The organism is Natrinema gelatinilyticum (assembly GCF_024266705.1).
GTDB lineage: Archaea > Halobacteriota > Halobacteria > Halobacteriales > Natrialbaceae > Natrinema > Natrinema gelatinilyticum.
In genome coordinates this window covers 65,272-88,369 of record NZ_CP100758.1, presented here as the reverse complement: position 1 = coordinate 88,369, position 23,098 = coordinate 65,272, and the positions used below count along the sequence as shown (strand labels likewise).

General features: G+C 55.4%; 19 protein-coding genes and 1 pseudogene. 17 read left to right on the top strand and 3 right to left on the bottom strand.

Translation table 11 applies throughout. The annotated features are described in order from the left end of the window. Nucleotides 1–65: 65 nt before the first annotated feature. The 7 genes from NJU76_RS26095 to NJU76_RS26065 all read left to right on the top strand — a co-directional run bounded on the left by NJU76_RS26095 (nt 66) and on the right by NJU76_RS26065 (nt 12,191). A complete protein-coding gene (locus NJU76_RS26095) occupies nt 66–830 on the top strand; it encodes a hypothetical protein (protein ID WP_254533961.1) in 765 nt (254 codons plus the stop codon). Next, entirely contained in the window at nt 831–2,042 is a 1,212-nt protein-coding gene (locus tag NJU76_RS26090) for a TrbL/VirB6 family protein (RefSeq protein ID WP_254533960.1), read from the top strand. Between the two features lie 5 nt (nt 2,043–2,047). Beyond that, nucleotides 2,048–5,365, top strand: a complete 3,318-nt coding sequence (locus NJU76_RS26085) for a VirB4 family type IV secretion system protein (RefSeq protein WP_254533959.1) — start codon at nt 2,048–2,050, stop codon at nt 5,363–5,365. Between the two features lie 4 nt (nt 5,366–5,369). Beyond that, nucleotides 5,370–6,518 (top strand): DUF8128 domain-containing protein, encoded by a 1,149-nt coding sequence (locus tag NJU76_RS26080; RefSeq protein WP_254534076.1) that lies wholly within the window; start codon nt 5,370–5,372, stop codon nt 6,516–6,518. Further along, nucleotides 6,508–9,573 carry a type IV secretory system conjugative DNA transfer family protein gene (locus NJU76_RS26075; protein ID WP_254534075.1) on the top strand — a complete coding sequence of 1,022 codons (3,066 nt, stop codon included), beginning with the start codon at nt 6,508–6,510 and terminating at the stop codon, nt 9,571–9,573. Before NJU76_RS26080 ends, NJU76_RS26075 begins: the two co-directional genes overlap by 11 nt. Nucleotides 9,574–9,940: 367 nt before the next feature. Next, nucleotides 9,941–11,209: a phage NrS-1 polymerase family protein gene (locus NJU76_RS26070; protein WP_254534074.1), complete on the top strand. Its 1,269-nt coding sequence runs from the start codon at nt 9,941–9,943 to the stop codon at nt 11,207–11,209. Between the two features lie 157 nt (nt 11,210–11,366). After that, the gene (locus NJU76_RS26065; RefSeq protein WP_254534073.1) at nt 11,367–12,191 is read left to right on the top strand and encodes an IS5 family transposase; all 825 of its coding nucleotides are present in this window, start codon (nt 11,367–11,369) and stop codon (nt 12,189–12,191) included. A gap of 227 nt (nt 12,192–12,418) precedes the next feature. Here NJU76_RS26065 and NJU76_RS26060 read toward each other — a convergent pair whose 3' ends face one another. The 3 genes from NJU76_RS26060 to NJU76_RS26050 all read right to left on the bottom strand — a co-directional run bounded on the left by NJU76_RS26060 (nt 12,419) and on the right by NJU76_RS26050 (nt 16,389). After that, nucleotides 12,419–13,417, bottom strand: coding sequence for an IS110 family RNA-guided transposase (locus NJU76_RS26060; protein WP_254529463.1), 999 nt, complete (start codon nt 13,415–13,417; stop codon nt 12,419–12,421). Nucleotides 13,418–14,650: 1,233 nt separating this feature from the next. Further along, entirely contained in the window at nt 14,651–14,929 is a 279-nt protein-coding gene (locus tag NJU76_RS26055) for a DUF3006 domain-containing protein (RefSeq protein WP_254534072.1), read from the bottom strand. 5 nt (nt 14,930–14,934) lie between these two features. After that, nucleotides 14,935–16,389 (bottom strand): lamin tail domain-containing protein, encoded by a 1,455-nt coding sequence (locus NJU76_RS26050; protein ID WP_425604350.1) that lies wholly within the window; start codon nt 16,387–16,389, stop codon nt 14,935–14,937. Nucleotides 16,390–16,588: 199 nt separating this feature from the next. On the opposite strand from NJU76_RS26050, the gene NJU76_RS26040 reads away from it, so the two are divergent. The 10 genes and pseudogenes from NJU76_RS26040 (at nt 16,589) to NJU76_RS25995 (ending at nt 23,086) form a co-directional block, all read left to right on the top strand. Then, nucleotides 16,589–16,771, top strand: a complete 183-nt coding sequence (locus NJU76_RS26040) for a phage Gp19/Gp15/Gp42 family protein (protein ID WP_254534071.1) — start codon at nt 16,589–16,591, stop codon at nt 16,769–16,771. Nucleotides 16,772–16,981: 210 nt separating this feature from the next. Then, nucleotides 16,982–17,446, top strand: coding sequence for a DUF8030 family protein (locus NJU76_RS27390; protein WP_254534070.1), 465 nt, complete (start codon nt 16,982–16,984; stop codon nt 17,444–17,446). Nucleotides 17,447–17,623: 177 nt separating this feature from the next. Next, nucleotides 17,624–18,157: a DUF7342 family protein gene (locus NJU76_RS26030; protein WP_254534069.1), complete on the top strand. Its 534-nt coding sequence runs from the start codon at nt 17,624–17,626 to the stop codon at nt 18,155–18,157. A gap of 8 nt (nt 18,158–18,165) precedes the next feature. Beyond that, a complete protein-coding gene (locus NJU76_RS26025) occupies nt 18,166–18,600 on the top strand; it encodes a toxin-antitoxin system TumE family protein (protein ID WP_254534068.1) in 435 nt (144 codons plus the stop codon). A gap of 63 nt (nt 18,601–18,663) precedes the next feature. Beyond that, a pseudogene (locus NJU76_RS26020) lies at nt 18,664–19,007 on the top strand (helix-turn-helix transcriptional regulator). A gap of 101 nt (nt 19,008–19,108) precedes the next feature. Next, nucleotides 19,109–19,381 (top strand): PadR family transcriptional regulator, encoded by a 273-nt coding sequence (locus tag NJU76_RS26015; protein WP_254534067.1) that lies wholly within the window; start codon nt 19,109–19,111, stop codon nt 19,379–19,381. A 114-nt stretch (nt 19,382–19,495) separates the two neighbouring features. After that, nucleotides 19,496–19,717 carry a hypothetical protein gene (locus tag NJU76_RS26010; RefSeq protein WP_254534066.1) on the top strand — a complete coding sequence of 74 codons (222 nt, stop codon included), beginning with the start codon at nt 19,496–19,498 and terminating at the stop codon, nt 19,715–19,717. Between the two features lie 835 nt (nt 19,718–20,552). Continuing rightward, nucleotides 20,553–21,452: a DNA-binding protein gene (locus NJU76_RS26005; RefSeq protein WP_254534065.1), complete on the top strand. Its 900-nt coding sequence runs from the start codon at nt 20,553–20,555 to the stop codon at nt 21,450–21,452. Between the two features lie 264 nt (nt 21,453–21,716). Continuing rightward, nucleotides 21,717–22,658, top strand: coding sequence for a hypothetical protein (locus tag NJU76_RS26000; protein ID WP_254534064.1), 942 nt, complete (start codon nt 21,717–21,719; stop codon nt 22,656–22,658). A gap of 11 nt (nt 22,659–22,669) precedes the next feature. Beyond that, nucleotides 22,670–23,086: a hypothetical protein gene (locus tag NJU76_RS25995; protein ID WP_254534063.1), complete on the top strand. Its 417-nt coding sequence runs from the start codon at nt 22,670–22,672 to the stop codon at nt 23,084–23,086. The last annotated feature ends 12 nt before the right edge of the window (nt 23,087–23,098 follow it).

The window sequence follows — 23,098 nt, the reverse complement described above, 5'->3', positions numbered from 1 at the left end:
GTCGAATCGCTCGCCGATCAGTCCTTGCCAGCCTCAGCATTGGTACAACTGTGCTTGCCGGCTGTATGTCTGGATCAGACGATACCGATGATACGTCCGGCGGAAATGGGCTCAGCGCTGACGGCAGTGACGTGTTCGCCTCTATCGAGATGAACGGGACTCATCTCGAAGTTGAAGTTGCCGACGGTACCTCCGTCGAGTCCATCAATCTCATCGATCCGAACAGAGAACTGGCTGACCAACAGCGTCTCGCAAACGGAGAAACCAAGACATCGTTCGAAATTCTGGGCCGGTTTACCGATGATCTCTCCACTGGTGAGTACGAATTGGTCGCCCTCGATGAAGACGAGACGATCGAAAAAACGACGATCACGCTCGAGGCCGACTGTACGATTACAGACGTCCTCTGGGCGGCGGAAAATCCCGACATGGAGTGGGACAAGAATTCGCCTGTATGGGACGAATATGCGGCAGTCGTTATCGAGAATGAAGGGACGATTCCTTCAATGCTCACAGAACTCCGGTGGAAGGGAGCGCCGGCTGCGAAGCTTGGGACGGATGACACGATCTCATACTACCATGAAACACGACTCCCGGCCGGCAAGACTACCGTGTATTCAGTTAGCCAAATCTATCAGACTGGCGGTGCAACTGGTTCGCTCGATTGCAGCGAATTAGGAACAGAGCCGATGACGGTGATGGCTGTCGTTCAGATTGGTGATAACCCAACCTATACACAGCAGATCAAGTACAGCGGAGGGCAGTCGTGTAACCTCTCAATCGTAAATGGGAGTTCAGGTGCATCACAATCGAACGGAGGTGGGAATTAGATGGGATGGCTTCAAGAGGAAGTCGAAAACGCAATAACTAACGTTTTGGATGATATCGCCTCTGCACTTCTCAATCTCGTAAACAACGTCTATGAAGCCCTATTACGCCCAATTGTCGGTGTTCCAGCACCCGTTTCGGATTCGCAGTATATTGTCGTTGGTACTCCAAGCGAAGAACCCTGGACAAGTCTGTACCAGGACGTGTATTTAGCATACATTCTCCCACTGACAATTATGTTGGTGGTTATTGCTCTCTCGTTCATCGGACTTCGATCTGGTTCTATGAGCGAATACCGACGAAAACACCTTCTCAGACGTCTAATTCTAGTGTTTATGGGAACGTTTGTCTGGTTCCCATTAGTGTCCATTCCGCTACAATTCATCAACGCGATTGGAATGACGATCGCTCCAATTGAAGAAATGTCAGCGGGGCTTGGGGGTCTAATTCAGGCCACTCTTGGAGGGACATTTTCGATTCTAGCGATGGTTGGTATATCGAACGCCTTGTTAGTCATCGCAGGATTCATCGTTGCTCTCCGTTGGGTCGGAATATTTGTGTTAACGGTTACGATGCCGCTACTTGGTGTCGTTTGGGCTGTTGAAATCTGGCCATTTACACCAGCTGCAAACATGGCTCGCCGAGCAGCTGGGATTTATCCTGGCTTAGTGCTTGCAGGAATCCCGGCCGCACTACTTTTCCGAATTGGATGGGAGATCGGTGGAGTTGAGACTCTCGGTCAAAGCGAACTTTTCTCGTTGTTCATTGGGTTGACGCTAATCCCTGCAGCAGTTATTGCGATGCTTCTGACGGTCTACTGGAGCAGTCCGGCGATGCGAACCATCGCCCAGAGAGGTGCCTATTCGTCAAACCCTGCAGCGGCTGCAGCCGGGGCGAGGAAAGCCAAAAGCGCTCCTGGGTCAGCTGTCAGAGGTGCCCGAAACGTCCATCGAGGATACGCGGACAACCAGTTTGGCGCAGTAACGAAGAGTGGTCAAACGACCATCGGAAGCGGCGGTTCGAAGGCATACAAACTCGGCTCTTCGGCTCAAGCGACGAAAACCCACGTCGGCCAGTACAACACAGTTCGGAAATCGGAGTATGGCCGAATGCGGGATAAAGCCGCCGAAGACGCCCGGAATGCCGGTCAGAAAGCATCGACTCGAGCGAAGCGCGGATTCAAAAACACGAAACAGAAGGTCTCGCGGTGGTGATTCCAATGAGCACAAACACAGCGGACAGCGAGTATAGCGCACGAAAGATCCACCAGTCGCTGGGTGGAACAACGGCGTTCTTTAGGGGGTACACGATCGGCGAGCTCATGCTCTTCCTCACGGTGGCGTTCGTCACCGTCATTGCAGCGACGTTCGTTCCGGCAGCACTGACGATTCCCATACTTGGACTTGGAATCGTACTCACGACGCTGCTGTTCTTGCTCCACAAGGTGAAACCCAATTATCTCTGGCTCACCGAGTGGCTCGTCGCTCGCCTCAACTGGGCGATCAAGAACAAGGAGTACACCCACGGCGATGAAGATAGCAACGAGATCCGGTATTTGACTCGTTTGCAGCGTGTCTATCCCCACGCTGTCGAACGTACGGATGGCGCACTCGTCGGTGCGATGAAAGTCGAACCAGCAAACATGGCTCTCGAGAACGATGATGCGTGGGCGAAAGCCGTCCAGTCGCTCTCGGAATTCGCGAACTCGACGCTCGATTTTCCGGTGAAGGTCTACATCACCAGTCGAGAAGTGGATGCGGACGATGTCGTCCGGGCACATCGTGACCGACTCGGAGATGCTGACGTTCGGTCGCGACCGGTTTTGAAGCGGCTTCTCGAGGAATACGTTGGCGCGAACACGACAGATAACGGTGATCTCGATTCGACTACGACGACGATCCGCGAGTACTACCTCATCACCGCAGTCACCGACGATGACATCGGACAGTTCGACGAGACGGGTGATAGTGTTCTCGCCTATCTCGCTGGAGTACCCATCATTGGGCGTCTTTTCGAGCGATTTCAGTCGGATGGCCTCTCCGAAGCCGAGCGCGAGCAGCTCAAAGAAGAGCGACTCGAGTCCAGACTCACACAGCTTCGCCGCGGTGGCTCATCGCTATATCGGTGTTCGATTAGTCCCGTCGACGCCTCGGACCTTGCTCGTCTCACGAAGGAATATTGGACGTGCCAACCGGAGGAATACGACGATTTCACGAAGGCACTCGGTACGCTGCCGGTTGTCTCCCGCGAAATGGGTAATGATGGGGCAGTGACGCTCGATTCCACTGGATACGACGGCTCACAAACGAACTCGAGCAAATCTCCAGAAGATACTGATGACAGAGACGCAGACGATGGACACTCGATTCCTGCTGAGGATCAATTGCCTGAACCATCGACGATGCACCAGTCGGTTATCGCTCCGTCAACAGTCGATTGGGAGACAACCTACGCCGTGATCAACGACGAAACCTACGTCCGAACGTTCTGGATCGAACAGTTCCCCGAAGAGCCGTCGGACGGTCTTCTCGAGCGACTGTTGCTTGAAACCGACTTGCAGACGGACATCAGCATCCATCTCGATCCGTTCGACAGCCAGTCGGCACAAGATATGATGGCGGACTGGATCTCAGATTTGAAGATCAACCAACACGACTCGCACAGCCTCAAAGCCGAGGATCTCCAGGAGGACATCGATCAGGCGAAGTACATGCGATCACTCGTCCGAGCGAACAAAGCTTCGTTCTACCGCAGTGGCGTGTTCATTCGACTGGCGGCCGACAGTGAACACGCCCTCGACAATCAGACGACGCGCCTGCGGTCGATAATCAAGGATGCCCCGGCGAACTGTACGCTCAAAGTCGCGAGTCGGTGGCAGGAACGCGGGCTTGCAACGGTCTCGCCACTCGGGACGAATGAACTCGGTCGCGACCGGATGTCGACGCTGACGAATCAGGCGATCGGCGCGATGTTCCCCTTCTCGTCGAATTACCTGATGATGGACGAGGGTATCGAGTACGGCTATCACGGCCACAACGGGTCACCGATTCGGATCGATCCGTGGGACCTCGAGACCGGCCACAGCGAACTCGTCGTCGGCATGCCCGGTGCCGGGAAGACGTTCGGCGGAATCATGCGCCATCTCCGGATGATGAAACGCCGCAACGATACCATGCTCGTCCTCGTCGATCCCGTCGGTGGCTTCCGTGGCATCGCAGATGCCCTGAACGCAAAAACGATTACCGTCGGTGGCGAGACCAAATTGAATCCACTCGAGATCAGAGAGACGCCACAACACGTCCTCGAATCAACTGATGGGGTCTCACCACTGTCAGCGAAGAAAGACGAGGTTGCCGCTGTGCTCGAGAACTTTCTCGACGCTCGTGATATCGATCTCGGAGCCGAAACGGGCGTCCTCTCGTATGTAATCGATGAGGTCTATCGCCAGGCAGGGATCGTCGAGGACGACGTCTCGACGCATACGCCGGCGAACTCACCGACGATGCAAGACGTCCACCGAATCCTCTGTGGTATCGCGGAGAACCCCGACGAACACAATATCGCAGACTCCGCCTCGGCTCGCGAACGCGCTGCTCGGTACGCAGATGAACTTGCAATCGCGTTCCAGCCGTTCCGGGAAGGCGGTGCCTACGAAAACCTCTCACATCGCTCCGAGATCGACATCCTCGAGGGCGATAACAAAGTCGTCTATATCGATCTCGGCCAGATCGAGGGAAGTGCATCGGGGATCGACCGCCAGACGTTCCTGATGCAGTTGCTGCTGTCGACGATCTACCAGCAGGCGAAAAACACTGATCGGAACGTGGAGTTGGCGATCGACGAAGCACATTATCTCTTCGAGGATCAGGCGAATCTCGATTTCCTCGAGACGGCGTTCCGTCACCAGCGTCACGCAGGCCTTCGAATGGTGTTGCTCTCCCAGACAGCCCAGGAGTTCTACGAAACCGACCAAGCAGAGAAAATCATCGGCATGTGTCCGATCAAGGTCTTCCACAAGCTCCCCGATCTGGACGATGGGACAGCTGACAAAATCGGCTTGACGGAAGAACAACGCCGGTACGTCAGAAGTGCCGATGCCGGGAAAGAGGATCTCGGGTACAGCCAGTCGCTCGTCCGCGTCGAGGAGCATGGAACGTATCCGCTGCACGTCATCGCCGACGAGTTCGAGACGCGTGTTATCGAATACGAACCCGCCGATCGAACATTCATCGAGCAATCGATTAGCGACGAACCAGCGGAACTGCTCGCCTTCGAAGAGTTTGTCGAGAGGGAAGCCCGGAAGAACGCGCTCGCGACACGGTTCGATCTCACTACAGCCGAGGCACAAGATGTCCTCGAGGGAGAGTTGTCCAAAGAGGAGGTCCTCGAAGCGGTCGTGGATCAGGCGCTCGAGGACGCCTCGGACGAGACGGGGTCTGATGGAACCGATGCTGACGAAGCGCGTGTCCAGGCAGATGGTGGTAAGTCACCATCATCGACCGAGCGAAAGACCACCGAAACAGGGGGTGACGACTAACGCTATGTCTCCGTTTGGGCGGCTCACGGAGGTGTTCCATTCCTCGCCACAGTACGAGGCAACGCAACTCGATTTCGAAGGCGGAGAACCGTTCGTGCAACGGCAAGGGGACACCCCCGGAACGTTGCTGCGGATCCGTCCCTACAAAGAGAACGAGGGAGTCGTGGATGGAGCCGGATTGCTCCAGTCAGTCCACGACGTGACCACCAATTTCCGCGGGAAGAACACGAGCGATCACCACTCGTTCGAGGTCTGGTTCGACGAGGGAAAGATCTGCTTCTATATGCACGCAGCCACCGACGCAGCTGCCGACAAGTTCCGCCGCCGCGTCGGGAACAACTACGCCAACAGCGAGGTCTTCCGCGTCGAGGATGGCCATGCGTTCCCCATCATCGAGCCTGACGAGTACGTCGCTGGGGCCTGGCTCGAGATGGAGAAGATCCCCTACTACCCGATACGCCATCATAACAGCGAAGGTTTTGAGACGGATCCATACGGCGAGATCACGAGCGAGATGCTGTCGCTTGACGATAGTACGGTCGTCACTCAGGTCGTCTTCCGACCTGCAAAACGGTCCTGGACCGACGGCGATCGATTCAAACACAATAGCGTCGACGAACTCGCATACGCCCTCTGCCAGGGAACATCCGTCGGCTGGCTCAATCCACGGACGAGACCGGCAAGCGCGAAGGACAAGCAAGCAGCGAAGACGATCGAACAGCAACGCGGCCAACAGGCGTTTCACGTCAACATCCGGGTCCTCACAGCGTCGTCGGAGCAGGACGAAGCCGAGGCTCGGGCGCGCGGTGTTGCAGGCATGTTCAGGAAGTACTACAACGCGGTCACCGAGCAGGGGCTCGACGATATCCCGGTCTGGCATCGCAGGAAACGAAAGCGGGCCAACCGACTTCGACGGTTCGTCCAGCGAATGAGCAATCGGGACTGGATTGATCGGCACATGATCATGACCGTCGATGAACTCGCGGGCGTTGCCCACATCCCAAATGCGGAGATCGAGACACCGAACATCGACTGGCGATATACGCAACGTGGTGATCGAGTCCCTGCTGACGTCGGGCAATACGATCAAGCCGCCGATCGTAGCAGTTCCAACCACCAGAACGTTGCCACGAGAGGACAGGATGGTATTTGACCGCTTCTTCGATCGCACCGAATTCGCTGAGTCGTCAGCGGGAGAAGGTAGAGAGACAAATTCAGGAACACGAGCCATCGAAGAGGAGAAATCACTGTCCGAGTCACCATCTGCTCTCCAATCTCGATTCGGTGAACCGTATGATATCGTCGAACGAGACACGACCTTCGTCGGTGGGAAGTCTGTAATATCTGATACAGACAGTGAAGGCACCGTCGCAGGATCGTACATCCGCGAGATGTTCGAGGCAGGTGCCGATCCAGATTCATCTGCTGTCCCGCTCTGGATCGGCTACGATGAAGATCCACAACGGGGGTTCCGTGAAGCACCGCTTCGCTTCGAGTCGCTTTTTCGCCATATCTGGATTACGGGGACCACGGGCTACGGGAAAACCACGGCGTTACTGAATATGATGGTCCAGTGGGCGTATTCGGGCTATGGGTTCGTCTACTTCGACCCGAAAGGCCGTGACTCGCGCGAACTCCTCAGGAAGCTTCCCGAAAACCGTCTCGAGGACGTGATCTGGATCGAGCCCGGATCGACAACGCACGAGAAGACGGTCGGGATGAATTTCCTCGAGGTGCCCGAGTGTGAGACGATCGAGGAACTCGAGAACGAGATCGAAGGTCGGGTCGAGAATCTGAAAGCGGTCTTCGACACGTCTGACTACTGGGGCATCAATATGGAGGCGATTACCGAGACGATAGCTCGTGCGATGATGAAATCGGAGAAACCGTTCTCGGTCATCGATATGTACTTCACGTTGCTCAACGCCGAACGACGCGAAGATTTCGCACTCGACGTTGAGAATCCCTATATCCGGGAGTTCTGTCTCGAGATCGCGAACATGGAAGAAGAGACGGTCCGGCCACTCCTGAAACGGATCAAGTCGTGGGTCGAAAATTCGGTGATCCGCCGGATCATCGCCCATCGAGACAGTACGATCGACTTCCGAGACATCATCGACAACGACCGGATCGTCATCGTTCGAACGCCTGTCGAGAACACAGACATCAAGAAGATGGTCACGCTTGGCGTGATGCGCAACCTCTGGAGTGCCATTCAGCACCGGTCGTACGAACGGGATACCGATCCAGACCCCTATTTCGTCGTGTGTGACGAGTTCGACGATATCGCGAGCGACAATCTTGATATCGAGTCGATGCTGGCCCGGGCTCGATCGATGCGACTATCGGTGACGCTCGCTTCTCAGTATCCCTCGCAGTTTGATGAGGATACACTGAAAGCGATGCAGAACAACTGTGATAACCTCCTTGCGTTCTCGGTCAACGATGTCGACGACGCCCAGCTCCTGATGAAACGGTTCCAGGGCTATACAGCGGAGGACCTTATCTCGACTGATCAGTATCAGGCCTGGACGAAACTGCCTCTTGACGGCGGTCGGTACTCCGAACCTGTCCTCCTCAACTCGTTCCCGCCGTATCCTCCGCTTCGGACAGCTGATGCAGTCGATGACGTCATCGAGCAGAGCCTGGACCGCTACGGGACGGAACCGTTGACAGATGCTGAGATCCTCCGGAACCTCATCTACAGCGACGCGAACGAGGCAGCCAATCCGACGAAGATACTCGACGAGACGATGGCCGACGCAATTCGCACGGTCCAAATCCGGAAGGGCGTGCGAACGGAAAACGGCTGGATCGATGTCACGGCTGTCGATGAGGAACTGTCTGTGCGACTCGAGAATAGCGAACTCGAGTTCGAGGTTGACTATGCACACGAAGACTTGCCCGACGTGCGTGACGCATCGCGATTGATCGACGTTGACCTGCAGGATGACGAGATCGTTGTTCGCCTCACTGACGAGGGAGAAACACAGGTACAACCCGAGACAGGAACCGTCAGATCGGCCGGCGGGGCCGGCCACGATGCATTGCTCATGGATACTGAGGTAGCGCTTACCGAACGCGGGTTCAGTGTCGAAATCCTTGAGCAAGACGGGAGCGAACAACCTGACGCCACTGCGACGCACCCAGTCCACGACGGTGTGTTCAATATCGAGGCCGAGACGACGACGCCTGACCGTCCCGCGAAGGTCCTGCAGAATCTCAAACGCGCTCACGAGGAGAAGCGAATTCCGATCTTCGTTGTCCGTCCCGGTGACCCTGAGACTGAGTGGGCTAAGCGGGTCGAGAACATCCTGTTGCCGCCACTGCGCGAACGAGCGGACGAGACAGAGCAGTTCTATAATTGCGATGAGATCGTGACGTTTGGCGGTGGCGCAACAGCTCACGGTGGCGTAACCGCTGTTCGGCCACGCATATCCGAGTCAAATCGGACGGTCTGGATTCGTGAGGGCGAGGACCGTGTTCTATCTGATGGTGAAATAGAGTTGGCCCGCGTTCCAGACGATAGACCGCTTTCGAAGGATAGCGTTCCGGCGTACTACAGTCACGACCGGGAAACCGGACAGTACACCGTCTATGAGACTGGTGAGAGTCATGTATACGATTCAAAAGCCGACTTCAAACAGGATTGGACGCCAATCAAACGACCGTTCATCCCAGCCACCGATCTCCCTAACGCAGACTATTCACGAGACAGTTATCTCGTGGTGATTCTACCACCCGACGGTGATCCATTGCTTTTCCAGCATGGAGAAACGTATCCGCTACCCGAGAATCCAGATCGCGAGAATCTGTGGCCCAGTGAATCTACAGTTGAGTCGCCTCAAGCCGTTGGTACGGTGGCAGATTTTGGCGAGGGTTCGTCATCACCATCGGTAGAATCTGATCCACCAGCTACGAATGCGACAGTGGACATCGATCCTGATGGGGACGGTGTCGAAGCGTTCACCGCGATGTACGTCAGGCAGGTTGAGGGTGCAAGGGTGCCGCAGGACAATCTGTTTCAGGCCTATGCTACCTGGACTGACCAGCAGAACATTGACGGAACGACCAAGGGCTGGTTCACCCGGAAATTACGGAACGTCGTTGATCTCGAGACCGATCGGTCTAGAGTAGACGGAGAGCGTGTCCAGTTCTACATCGGTCTGACCCTGACACAGGAGGGGAACGCGCTGCTCGATCAATGAGACCTACCATCCATATGACACATGTTAATCGTATCTCAGCAGTCGTTCGCTGCCGGTGGTACTCAATCTACAGTACTGCCCAGTACAGGGCCTTGGATAGCCATAATTGCACATCTCAATCATCTGTCCACGCAGACTGGGCGGCCACACAAACTGCATGGACATGGGTGTCCAGCCAGAATCGCATGACGGAAGCGCTGTCCACGCACAAATTCGATCCACAACCAACTAGTCTACACTGGGTTCATCCCGCAGAACGATGTGGGGACAGGCAGCTTAGACACCATACACAGAATTGGCACTTCTATCCATATTCTGATATAGTTTGTTCGAGGGACTCAGTAAGTGCCCCTCGGGGGTATTGCCAATGAGTTCTACACCATCATTCGATAGAACAGTACTCCCAGCAGATTTGCGAGATCGTGACCAGTGGGTGTGCTGGAAAGAAGAACTTCGGGATGGGAAGCCAACGAAGATACCAGTGACGCCAGGCAGTGATGCGTTCGCGTCATCGACGGATCCCGAAACATGGGCGTCGTTCGAGACAGCGCTCGAGTACGCTGACACAGGGAACGCCGATGGCATCGGCTTCGTCTTTACCGACGACGATCCAATCGTCGGCGTGGATCTGGATGACTGTCGAGATCCCGAAAGCGGCGACGTCGACGAAACAGCGCTGGATATCATCGAGCGCCTCGATTCCTATACGGAAATCTCTCCGTCGGGCACTGGGTATCATGTGCTCATCAAAGGAGAGTTACCTCTAGGTCGGAACCGTCGAGGAAGTATCGAACTATACGACACAGCTCGGTTTTTTACTGTTACCGGCGACCGCCTTGAGGACACGCCATCTCGTGTCGGACGTCGACAGGACGCACTGGTAGCGATCCACCGTGAGTACGTCCAAGACCCCGAACCAGATCCAGAGCATGAATCTGTGAGCCGTCGCACTGGGGACGAGACGGAAACGACGGGCAGTGCAGCCCATACCGATGTCGACCTCGAGGACAAGGATCTGCTCGAGCGAGCGCGGAATGCATCGAACGGCGAGAAGTTCGAGCGGTTGTGGCGTGGCTCGACTGCCGGCTACGAGAGTCAGTCAGAAGCGGATATGGCACTGTGTTGTCTGCTGGCGTTCTGGACTGGCGATGATCAACAGCAAATGGACCGACTCTTCCGCCAATCGGGGTTGCTCCGAGACAAGTGGGATGAAGTCCACTACGCTGACAGCTCTACGTACGGCGAGAAGACCATCGAGCGAGCGGTTGCGAGTACCTCTGAGTTCTACGATCCCGATACTCGAGAGGCATCAACCAAATCTGTTCCCAGAACGAGCGAGTCGTCGACCGCTGACACCGGTGATAAATCGGAACGGAATCAGAATCGTGCGTATCTGGTCGAGAAAAATCGGCTATTGACCGACCGTGTCGACGAACTCGAGGCTACCCTCGAACAGAAAAATGAGCGTATCGATTACCTTGAGGCAACGGTTGAGGATCTCAAAAGCGAACTTGCAGAGCGTAACCGAGAGATAGAGCAGACTCGAGAAGGACAAGCCGAGACGATGTCTGACTGTGACAGCGCTTCAGAGCCATCCTCTCTGTGGGGACGATTATTCGGCGATAGCTCTAAGTAACAATCGTAGGGAGGATCGTTTATTCAATTCAGAGTGAGTTATGGTAGAAGAACTCGATTCGATAAGTAAGTCTGTTTATTCTGCCGTGTTGAATAGCGATCCAATCGGCTGATATCACGGGTTAGAAGGGCGAAGCCGAGGAAATCGATTCTGACCTATGGAAGTCGATCTCCTCGACTTCGTTGAGCAGTGTCGCCACCTAGCCAAACAAGCGTTGGGGAAGCACGCGGGCGAGCCCGCCAGCGGCGGGTTCGCCCGCTGGGTGCACGTCGTTCTGCACTGTTTCCGGCTCGAAGACGGCCACAGCTACCATGAAACGCCGAATCGGCTGAAGTACATGACCGAGATTCGTGATGTGCTCGGCTTAGACCGAGACGATCTTCCTGAGTTCACCACGATCTACAAATCGTTCGACCGTCTCAAAATGTGGGTGTGGCGGGCGTTGCTGCGCGTTTCAGCGCAGCAACACCCGCAGTCTGGTCACGCAGCTCTCGACAGTACGTTCTTCGATCGCCGCTCAGCCTCCTCGTACTACCGCCAGCGGTCTGGAAGTGACGTGCAGACGCTGAAAGTGACGACATTAACCGATGTAGACTCACTCGCTGTTCTCGACGTGCATATCTCAGCACGGTGGAAACACGATACGAAGACTGGGCCGCAGGTCGTCCGCGTTCCGGCGGACGACCTGCTGTCCGTCTCGGCTGACAAAGCCTTCCACAACTGGCACACCAAGTACGAATTCTATGCGCTCGGTGTCGAACCGCTCATCTTACAACGTGGATCGAGACCACTCACGGTAGGACATAACGCGCTCATCCGGGCAAAAGGCTACTCACAGCGCTGGATGGCCGAAACTTCCTACTCAACGACGAAGCGCTCGCTCGGCGACGCCGTGCGAGCGCTGGGCTGGTATCGACAGTTTCGTGAGATCGTCCTCATGTTCGCCATCGCCAATATAGAACCGCTCTGTGAGCCACTCTAACTATGATTCAATAGCTATTCACCTATGGAAATTCTGCTGGTTAAACAAACCACGTTTGCTAAGATAATTCTTCGGGCGACGAGGACTTGCTGTAATTTTCGAGCGTAGAATCGACAACCGGCGAACCGATGGCTACTGTAACAGCCATCAGGCGGGAGACTTCTTGGTAGTGAGAGCAGTCGCTAACGTTACCACCAACCGGCCAATGAGCGCCGCCCCGGCGGCGCTCAGGCACTCACCCCTGGTGGATCGTACACCTCCTCACGGTCCAGCATATGATACATTGAAACCAGCAGCTTCCGAGCGGTTGCTACAATCGCTGTTTTCGAGTTCTTCTTTCGGGCTAATCGGTTGTAAAACCGGCTAAGGTACTCGTCTTCGCACGTATGAACCGCTGTGTACGACGCTTGAACAAGCAGCCACCGAACTCGCCCTGACCCTCGTTTCGAGATACTTCCCTCAAACCGCGAGTCGCCAGACTCGCGGATTATCGGGTTCAGCCCGACGTAGCTTACGACCTCCTTGGCCCGATCAAACCGGGCGATCTCTCCCAACTCCGCGTAAATCGTCAACGCCGTAAAATAACTCACGCCAGGAATCGTCATCAGGAGCTGGGTCTCCTTCAGAGACCCAGCCCGTTCCTCGATCTCCGCTTCCAACGACTCAATCTGCTCAGTGAGTGTCTGAATAAGCTCTAGATACGACTCCAACAGCGCATCCCACGGCGCCGGGAGCGAGAGTTCCGCGAGGAACTCTCGTCCCTTCACACTCAGCGGTTTCACCTCCTGAGCGATCCCGTGGTCACTCAACAAACCATGGATCTTGTTCGCATACTCAGTCCGGTTCTCAACGAGCTTCTGGCGCCCGCGCACAAGTGCGCGGGCTTGCCGAACCTCGTCGGTAGGAACATAGCTTTCAGGAATCGAGCCTAACCGAACCATCCGAGCAAGTTGTTTCGCGTCGACGCGATCAGTTTTCTTGTCCGAGTCGGAGATTAACTTTAGTTCGCCTGGATTAGCAACGATCACATCCAGATACTCTGAAAGAGTATCATGGATGTGGTAGTAATTGCTAGTCGCTTCAAGCGCGGCTTTTGACCCAACGTACTGCTGGGCAAAGTCGTCGAGGTTCGCGTTTTCGACGCGAACCTCTTCGACAATCTCACCGTTTTCGTCCAATACTGCGATTTGTGAGTACCGTTTGTGCACGTCGATTCCAATGAACATTGGATTCACCTCGGAACGCTGATGCGTGAAACAGAGATTCACCTATGCGGGCTTTCCCGACTGCCGCTCCTGGCGGCAGTCGGGCTGTACTGCCCAGGACTCGGCTTCCTACGCACTCGGACCAGTCAACACCACGTGCTTTGGGGCACGGAATAGATCTCGGTCTCTTGCGTCCCATACTTGTTTCACGCTCTTATGGGATAGCAGAATTTCCATCGAGTCAACACGGCAGTTTATTCAATGTTGGACTGTCTATCAGAGCTAAGAGATATTCGAAATCACGTGATGAATACAGGGCGCGAATGTCGCACGGGTTAAGAGTCAATTTGCGAAGGGGCGATTACTCAGTACAGGTGATGAACAGATCGTTCACTATAGATTGCTCCTATCAATAAATCTGAATTTTTATGTGGATAATTATTAGAAATTCAATATGACCAAGCTCTGGCGCGCGTTTGCTGCAGGTTTTCTTGCGGCCCTTGGCGCAGCAGTCGCTTTATTAATTCACATCCCATTCGTGGACCGTCGGTCCCGCTGACCATGCGAACGGCGTCGCCGTGAGCAGAAGGTGGCTTAGCGCCCTCAATTACAGCTAAACGGACTTTTCGTAGGAGGAATCGTCTATATTGGTCTCAAAATCACCGAACGAATTGTGGACTCACAGTAGTTCACACGTCCAGTTATCATTTAGGGAAGAGGATCTACCTATCGATCAATATAGGCGAAAAACCGAACGACTTATATCAAACAAATAGTGTGTGATCATATGTCCGATCGAACCGACCGTCTACTCGCCGTGCACGTCATGCTGATGGCCTTGCTGGTGGTGTCTCAAACGACTGTTGTTCCACGAAACCAACTGCTGGGGACAATAGGCCTTCTGTCCGGAGGTCTGGCTATTGGATACGCACTTAGTGAATTGAAGGGATTCCAAACTTAATCGGCTGAATTGATAAGTTTGCAGGAACCATTGAGCAGATGGTTCACCGATTTTGGTGTGAAACAAATAAAAATGTCGTGCTGAACTCATCCACTATATCTTGCAGGCGGTTCCTGACAGGTGCCAGGTGGATTTCGACCTGAACTGGTATGTGAGTCTCCTATACTTACCGTTCGTCGGGTAGGCGCAGAGAGGGTATGCGAACCGTTCTATGACATCCTCGAATAACAGCGCAGCAAGTACAGGTAAGCGTTGAGCACGCTCGATTTTCTGTTCGTCAACGAATAGTCAACTCATTCCTCGCGATCGGATAACCGCTCGGACAACCGATCCAGTTTCTCCTGAACAGATTCACGGCGCTCTCGCGTTGCTTCCGGTCGGTACTCCATCGACACGACCTCACTATCCTTGAGCGTCACCGACAGCACGCCACCGTCCGTTCGAGCGGGTTCTGGGAGTCGATCAGCGAGGACATCCACTTGCTCGATCACCTGCTCGTCTTCTTCAAGCAAGATGATGGCAATCTCGCCGTCTTCAATCCGATCAACAACGCCAGTGTAGGTCCCATCCATTTTTCTCACCCCATAGCAAGGGCGACAGTCGCATCAATCCCACTGGCTGCCTCATCTGCGGCAAGCGGTCGTAGTGCCAGTGCATTCGTTTCGTCGTCAGAGTCGGGCGTTTCCGCGAGGATATCCGCTGGATCCGTTGAGAACGACTCACTCGTCTCGACAGCGATCGACGTCCCATCGGTTTTGACCACAATATTGCCGTGTACCCCAGTCCAGTACGTTTCGATATCCCGATCGGCAAACCGTTCGAGTACCTCGTCACTCGGATGCCCGTACTGTGAGTCGTAGGCACTCGAGATGATGGCCGTCTCAGGACCAATGGCGTCTACGAAGACCTCACTCGTGGAGGTCGATGGGCCGTGATGGCCAGCTTTGTAGACGTCGCTCTCGAGATCACTTCCCCACTCGTCAACTAGCCGCTGCTCGACACCAGTATCGACATCGCCGGGCGCTAAATACTGGAAGTCGCCAAACTCGAATGCCAACACTACACTGTTGTCGTTAACGTCGCTCCCAGCGTCCCCAGCAGGCGGGTTCATCACCTGGGCGGAGACGCCGCCCTCAAGCGGCAGTTCGTCACCGCTTTCGACGAGGAGAAGATCGACATCGTACTCGTCGACGGTATCGAGGTAGTTCTCATAGGTAGCTGAATCCGATGGAACACCCGAATCGTACGCGGCCCCAACGCCCTCACCAGTCGTCTCGAAGTGCTCGATCACAGCGGCGTGGCCACCGATGTGATCGGCATCGGCATGCGTCGCAACGAGGTGGTCGATCCGATCGATCCCCTGGGCGTCAAGATACGCGATGACCTCACTGCCATCCTGTCGCCAGTCGCCACTGTCGATCAGAATTGTCTCATTGGCTGGCGTGACGAGAAGGGTCGAATCGCCTTGCCCAACGTCGATGTGGTGAATCTCGAGTTCGCCTTCGACAGTACTCGCACCGTCTCCATCGCTCTCGTCACCGTTATCGCCTTCTATATCGCCATCCGGCTCATCGAGATCGATATCGCCGTAAGCGTGCTCGAGTACGACTTGGCCATTGGCGTCAACGAGCCGAACCACATCGCCATCGTCTCGCCAGATATTCACGTTGTACCCCCAGTACAGTTCGCTCTCCGTTGAGTCGCCTTCACCGGTCGTTATCTTCACCGTCTCCCCGGGCTCGAGGATGAACTCACTTGGAAACGAAAACGGTGAGAGGCCGCCATCAACTTGCCCACCCTCTCGGTCTCGGAGTTCAAACCCGGACAAATCGACGGGCTCATCGGCGGTGTTCTGGAGGACGATGTACTCTTCATCGGGCGATACGTCCGCAACGTTCAGCTCGACGACATCGAGGGAATCCCCAACCGACTGAGAGTCGTCGATCACGTTCTCGGCACCTTCGGTGCCGCCCACACATCCCGCAAGAACGACGAGGAGCGTCACGAAGACTACGAGGATCGCTCGGCCCATACCTGTTCATGTCAAAGGAGGCGTTTGAGTGTTCCGTCCAATAGGATAGTACTGTCAACACCAGACTGGAAGCCACGTTACCGAACGAAGCACCCGTGATTTTGGTGAAGTACCTCGGGAGCAAGCCCCAAGGCACTCGTCCTGTCCAGTCTGTAGAATAACCCACTCTTTTTATCCAAGGCCGCGGCCAACGACAGCGATGCTCTCCAATCGACAGGAGGACCTCCTGATTGCGGTCGCTTTGGCGGAGTTTAGCTACGAGACCGAAGATGTCGATCCCGACCTTGCCAACCATGCGTGGCAGTTGGCTGCGGACCAACTCGTCGCGTGTGATGTCACACCAGCTGAGGCCGTCAGAGCACTCAATATTGGAAACCACTGATACTGAACAACGTAGTATCGTGGTTTCTACCTCCTGCAACTTGTGGCGGGTAGATACTGATTACTCCTTCCCTATACTGAGTGCGGGTTTCACGAATTCTTCGGACCAAAGAAACAGAGCAACGAGCTACCGATACCGTCGCGACTGTAATCTCGTGTTTTTCATCCCTGGGAACGGGTGCGGGGCGGTCGAACCGTCCCGAGATAGCGTATGACTTCTGAGCGACAGCACCCACGAGACCGTGGTATCAATCGAGTCCCAGCCCACCGACAGCCCTCCAAACCACCTTGGTCCGTCCTCGAGTTACGCGTTCCGAACGATCGGAGTCGAGAGTCACTCATCTCATTCGTCGAGTGTGTTCTCGTCGAACTCACACATGCAGATGTCGGTGCCGAGTATCGATCGTCGAACGTCTGGGGAGTCAAACGAACCCAGTACATCGCCGCCGATCCGACCGGCCAGCGATTCAGGAAGTGTCATTACGACGAACGGCTCGGCTGGCACGAACAGACAATGTCTCGGCAGGACGTCCGTGAGGAACTGCTCAATCGCCTCGCATGGCCCGCGCCACTAGCGACGAATCAGAGTCATTCCCATCCTGCTGAGGAACCAGATACGTTCCAGGTGAAGCAAACGTGGAAACTGCGAACAGGCTCACAGACTGGCGAGAGGTAGCCATCAGCCATCAATATACCAGTCCGTTGTTCATTCTTCGTCGTAGTACAGTCTTTGCCAGAATGAGTCGTGAAATCATGGAGAATACAGAAGAAGTGATACGGACACCCGGCCTCATCTAAGCAGGAAACTATTCCTCGAAGTAAGAATTATATCGGTAGCCACGCAAGATCGAGTATGTCCAACACAGAGTCTCCAGATGGACCCCCGTCCTTTGAGGATGCGTTTCGTGACGATGACGTTGAACAGCGCATCTACGGGACAATTCTTCAGACCCGCGAGCCTGCAACGGCGAGCGCTATCGCAGAGCAGGCCGAATGTGACCCGAAGACAGCTCGAAAATATCTGGGCTGGTTCAGCGACCTCGGGATCGTCACGCGCTATGACGGCCATCCAACGACCTACGAGCGCAATGATGCATACTTCCAGTGGCGGCGCATCAATCAGCTCGCTGCCGAGCACACCGTCGACGAACTCCAAGAGCACGTCCGCAAGCTCACGACACGGATTACCGATTACGAAGACACATACGATGCCACAACGCCGGCAGCCGTCGACGCTGTCGATGCTGCAGAGACGAGCGATGAACGGACAATCGACGATGTGTATAGCGACCTTGCCGACTGGGCGACCGCTCGAGATGAGCGCAAGCACTACGAACGCGCCCGTCAGCAACGCGCTGGTGCTGAGACCGACCACGCATCCGGGTAATCCCATCGATGACGCCACCTGCAGGAGATGGACGTAGCCCCGCGCCTATCGACCGCCCAATTCTCGAGTTTCTCCAGACACGCCTCCAAGCCACCGCTCAGGTCGCTCGAGCGACTATCACGGATGCGAGTGGACATCTCGAACTCCGTGTGACACTCGCACTATCGCACTATCCCGAAACCGTAGAGGAAGCGAGTCTCACTGTTCGCTGGTACACGAACGATGACTTCAAAATTCATTACCGAGAGGTGCATCTAGACCACGCTTGGGAGTGCCGGTGGGACCGGCATCCGAACCCACATAATACACGAAACCACTTTCATCCACCACCTACAGCCCCGACACCCGGCGAGGACAGTTCGTGGCCAAGCGATCATCGGGATGTACTGCGGCTCATACTCGATACCATCGAAGAACGAATTACCAGCTTATGGGACGAGTAAGTCATCAGTGATGGCAGTTTTTCTGCGCCAAAGTAGACGCCCTCACCCTCTTTTAAAGTTGACATCTTGTACGTGATCACTGGCCAAGACGATCCTCAGGGCTTCGCGATCAAAGGCGAACTCGAGGGTACTACGAGAACGAGATCCACCACGGGCGGCTGTATCCGAATCTCGATACGGTCGTCGACAAAGGGCCCGTCGACAAACGCGAGGCCGACAAACGAACGAACTACTACACGATCACAGCGCGTGGTCAACGCGAACTCGAGGACCGCCGGGAGTGGGAAGATCAGTACGTCGATGAGTTATCTCAGATTCGGAGTGAGACGGTCCTGTCCACTGAGCGCGCCTGGACCAGATTTCTCGAGCGTTCCATCGCGACCATAGTCTCAGAATGTCGTGAATGATAAGGGAGCCAGCTAGTAGTATAAAGAACCAACTAGTTGGATTGGCTTACATCTACGTACGTGTGGAATAACAAACATCATCTTGCCTGAATGGTTGGGTCATGGACGACCTTACAGGATTCCAACGAGACCTGCTGTACGTAATCGCGGGCGCTGACCAGCCATCTGGACAGGATATCAAAGACGAGATCGAGCAGTATTACAGTTCGGAGATCAATCATGGCCGGCTGTACCCGAATCTCGATACGATTGTGAACAAGGACCTTGTCGAGAAAGGACAACTCGACAGACGAACGAACTATTACGCGATTACAGACGAGGGAGAACAAGCAGTTGAGGATCGTCATGAATGGGAATCACGGTACATCGGCTAATCGAGATCGGAAGCGATTTGGATCGCTGTTTCGGTCTCCGAATCGGTAAGTACAGGGGATTTATTCACTGGTTCCTCACGAAACGTTTTCCGTGACAGAATTCTTAGCACAGGTATGCCTACGGCTATTGTAACACCCGACGCAGAGGAGACGTGTGTGTACTGTGAGTCGCGTATCTTCGACCACGACCCCATTTGTGTCCGCGATTGTGACGACGATTGTGGGTCTCCACTGTACTTCTGTAACTACGCCTGCCTCTCGGCGTACATCGACGAAAACGACCTTACTACAGGTGATGTGTGCAAGTGGGTCCCCGACGAAACCGGCTGTTGCTAGCTGGCAGTGTCAGTAGGTTCGCACCGATAGGTGCGGACGTTTCACTGAAACAACTGTGATGGGGTCGATCTCGATGAGCGGCTTGCAATCACCGCTTTCGATAATAGGTGAAAGCCCCTGGCACGCTCGAGTCCCGCGCCTTGCTGCGCTCCTCACACAGTTGCGGTGCTTTTGTCGGCGGGGTTCCTCGAGCGCGCCAACCCCTTTCAGTCCCACCCACATGGATCAATCGGGCTGCTGTTGCGTCGGTTGTTCGCTCTTGGGTACCGGCTCGCCCCGCTCGCCGCATGCCGCCCTCCGCTTGCTCACGGCTCCCTTCGGTCACCGTTTCGCGACCGACCATTCCGGGCGTGCGGGCGCTCTCCGCACCGCCCACGCCCGTTCCGGGCTAAAATGCATGTGCCCTCGACGCCAGCATTAAGCACGTTTTCGGTTGCGCCCCTCGCGGGCTTTCGCGTTCCAGCGCTTTGGGCCGTTCCGCACGACGAGTCACACCACGACTCGCCGTGTTCACGACCGTCGCCCTGGGCACGGACCCGCAGTCCGGGCCGGACGCGAGAAACGGCTTAAAGCTGGCCGCTCGCTCCGGGCAGGCCGCTGGAAGACTCACTCCGTTCGTCTTCCAAGCCACACCTCGCTGCGCTCGGTGAGACGGCGCGCGGTGCTGGTTGGGTGGTCTCCTTGAGGCGCGCTCTCGCTCGCGCCCCAAGGGGCGCTCGCGAAGGCGCGAGCGAGAGCGCGCAGATGGTTCTATCGGTCGTTGTCGTCGGAAAACCGCGATGTCACAGCATCGCGGTGGCAGACGCGTGAGCGCCTTCGGAGTGCATTAACTCCAATGTCAAGTAACAACGCTACCAGTAATGTAGTTTCGGTCGATGAACAGGCATTCGAAAAAGCGGACGAAGCGGAGGTTGACGAGAACGGCTTCAAGGTCGTCGATGAGATGCCGAAGTTCCAGGCGACGGTGCAGATGGAAGTCCAGGCAAAAGTCGATGCCAACCACCCGGACGGGATGGTCGACACCAGTGAAGAGCGAATCTACAGTGCGACGCTTGAACAGGAAGAGCGCATTCGGGCGCGGGAGGCCGAACTGGAGCGCATCAGTGCCCAAGCCGAACTGGGGACGCAGGAAGGTCGGGAGAAGCGGACGCGAGACATTGCGGCGAAGCGGAGCGTTGAGCGACGTGCAGAGTTCCAGAAGCGCGCGGCGAGCGTGGACCCGAGAGCGGACCCAGAGCGAGACGATCCTCGTACAGAACTCGCGCAAGAGCAGTTGGCGGCGGTAAACAAGCAGTCGATGCGGCTGGCGGAAAAGCTGGATGGCTGGTCGCGAGCGGCAATTGGCCGGCGACTGGGCGAAGCCGTGGTCGGTGGGAAAGACCTGATGAGTGCGGTCGTCGGGGTATTCGAGGAGTTGCAGACGGCACCGGGACAGGTGGTCCCCATCGGGAAGCTCGAGAACGTCAATCGCAAAGAAGTGAGCATCGAAGGTACGGTGACGCAGCTGTGGGAGAGCGACTCACCGGCAATTCAGCAAGTCGGGCTCATTGAGGACGAGAGCGGGCGAACGAAGGTGACTGTCTGGAAGAAATCGAATCAACCCTGGATCGAAGAGGATGAACGTGTGCAGATTCACGGAGCGGCGAAGAACTGGTACAACGGGCGCGTCTCGGTAGCCCTGACCGGGTGGAGCACCGTGCTGTTCCCCGAGCGTGGTCGGTGGTGGGAAGCGTAGCCCATCAAAGACACCGAGTTGAAGATCGCCGAACATCTGGAATAGGATCCGGACGATGATACTGCAGGACACGAGATTTGGCGTGGAATTTCACCGGATCGGTGTCCCAGACCCTCCTGTTCTGCGGGGATACACCGTAGTCCTCGGTGTCTGAGCGTTCGGACCAAGGTACATGTTTCGATGATTTTTCCACCCCGTCCTACCGACAGAAATAGTCCGGTCCCGACAGGTTAAACACCTCTGTATTCCAACAATCGGACAAGAATGCCCTCCGGGGACGCGCCCTCTGAAGACTCCGAACAAGACAACAACGAAACAACAAAACCCCGCGAAAAAGAGCAATCAGACACGGACCAGCACTTTCCGTCCAGCGACGAAGACACCGATGAGGAAAACCCCGAAGGCAGTGATGACAGCACTGATCGCAGCGGATACAACCCATTCGGACGGATAAGCCAAGAACTGGCTAAGACGGTGAAAGCCGCACATCTCCCGCTGGCCCGTCAATTAGAGACCGAGCAGTTCAGAAAGGCGGTACAGAGTTCTCTGCCGCTGAGTACAATGACTGTGCTCAACGACCCGGAAATACAGAAACAGCTTTCGAAACCGCTTATCGACCCCGATGAAATCGCTAATATACAAAAAGCAACTCTCGCCATCTCAAACGCAGTCGATTTACAGGGATACCCGGATAAGAAGACCGTTGAGACACTCCAAAAACTGGATGATCCGGCCGTCGTAGAGGCATACGAGACGGCCGCTTCCCTGAAGCAGATTGAACAGCCATCGACTAAGGAACAGGAAAACGAAGCCGACACGGCACCAGCCCCCGGCGACGATCAAGGCATACAAGAACAGGACAAGCCGGAAACAGAGCTCGCAGCCGAACCACTGGAAGACCCTGTGCAAGGCTCGGCATTCCTACAGTACACTGCCACCAATCTCCTGTCATACTCCGAGCAATTGCCGGAGGATGCCACCAAGTACCTCGAGAAAATCCGCGACACCGAAGAAGCAGAGAAACAGAAAGAGTACTTCTCAAAGGCGGTCCCCGAACTGGGAGAGAAGGGAATAGAATGTCTCAAACTGCTCGCCTGGCAGTGGGTCGGGATGATAATCACGTTTTACTACGGATCAGACGCTGTGGACCTCTATCAGGATGAGGACGTATCGGTAGAAAAAGCGGAGGATGGAGAGAATCAGTAACAGCAGGTCTTATGCTTCAGAATCTTCCCAAATTCGTTGATCCGGAGAAGGAGCGGGATGTGACCTTGTTTCTCCCGGCCGCGATCTTCGGATACATCTATAGCGAATACAGTGCAGTGCCGCCCTGCCCGTGGGTCGCCGACAATATCGGCACACTAGACGCTCCAGTACCAGTGTTCATGGGGCTCGCTGTGTTCAGCGCTGCATTGGCCGCAGTCCTGTATAGTATACCAGAAAAAACGTTCGCAGCGGCCAAAAGCAAAGGGGGAGCGGCGGTAGCGGTCGCCTGGATAGTACACTCTCTACTTCTCGGTATCTCCTTTCTTGAATTGGCAGTCCGGGTCTGCAGCCAGGACATCATCCTTGTCGGTATTTTTCTCTTGTACGTTGTCCTCGGAGTATCAACAGCTGTTGACCGCCGGTTCTAGAATCAAGGGTTT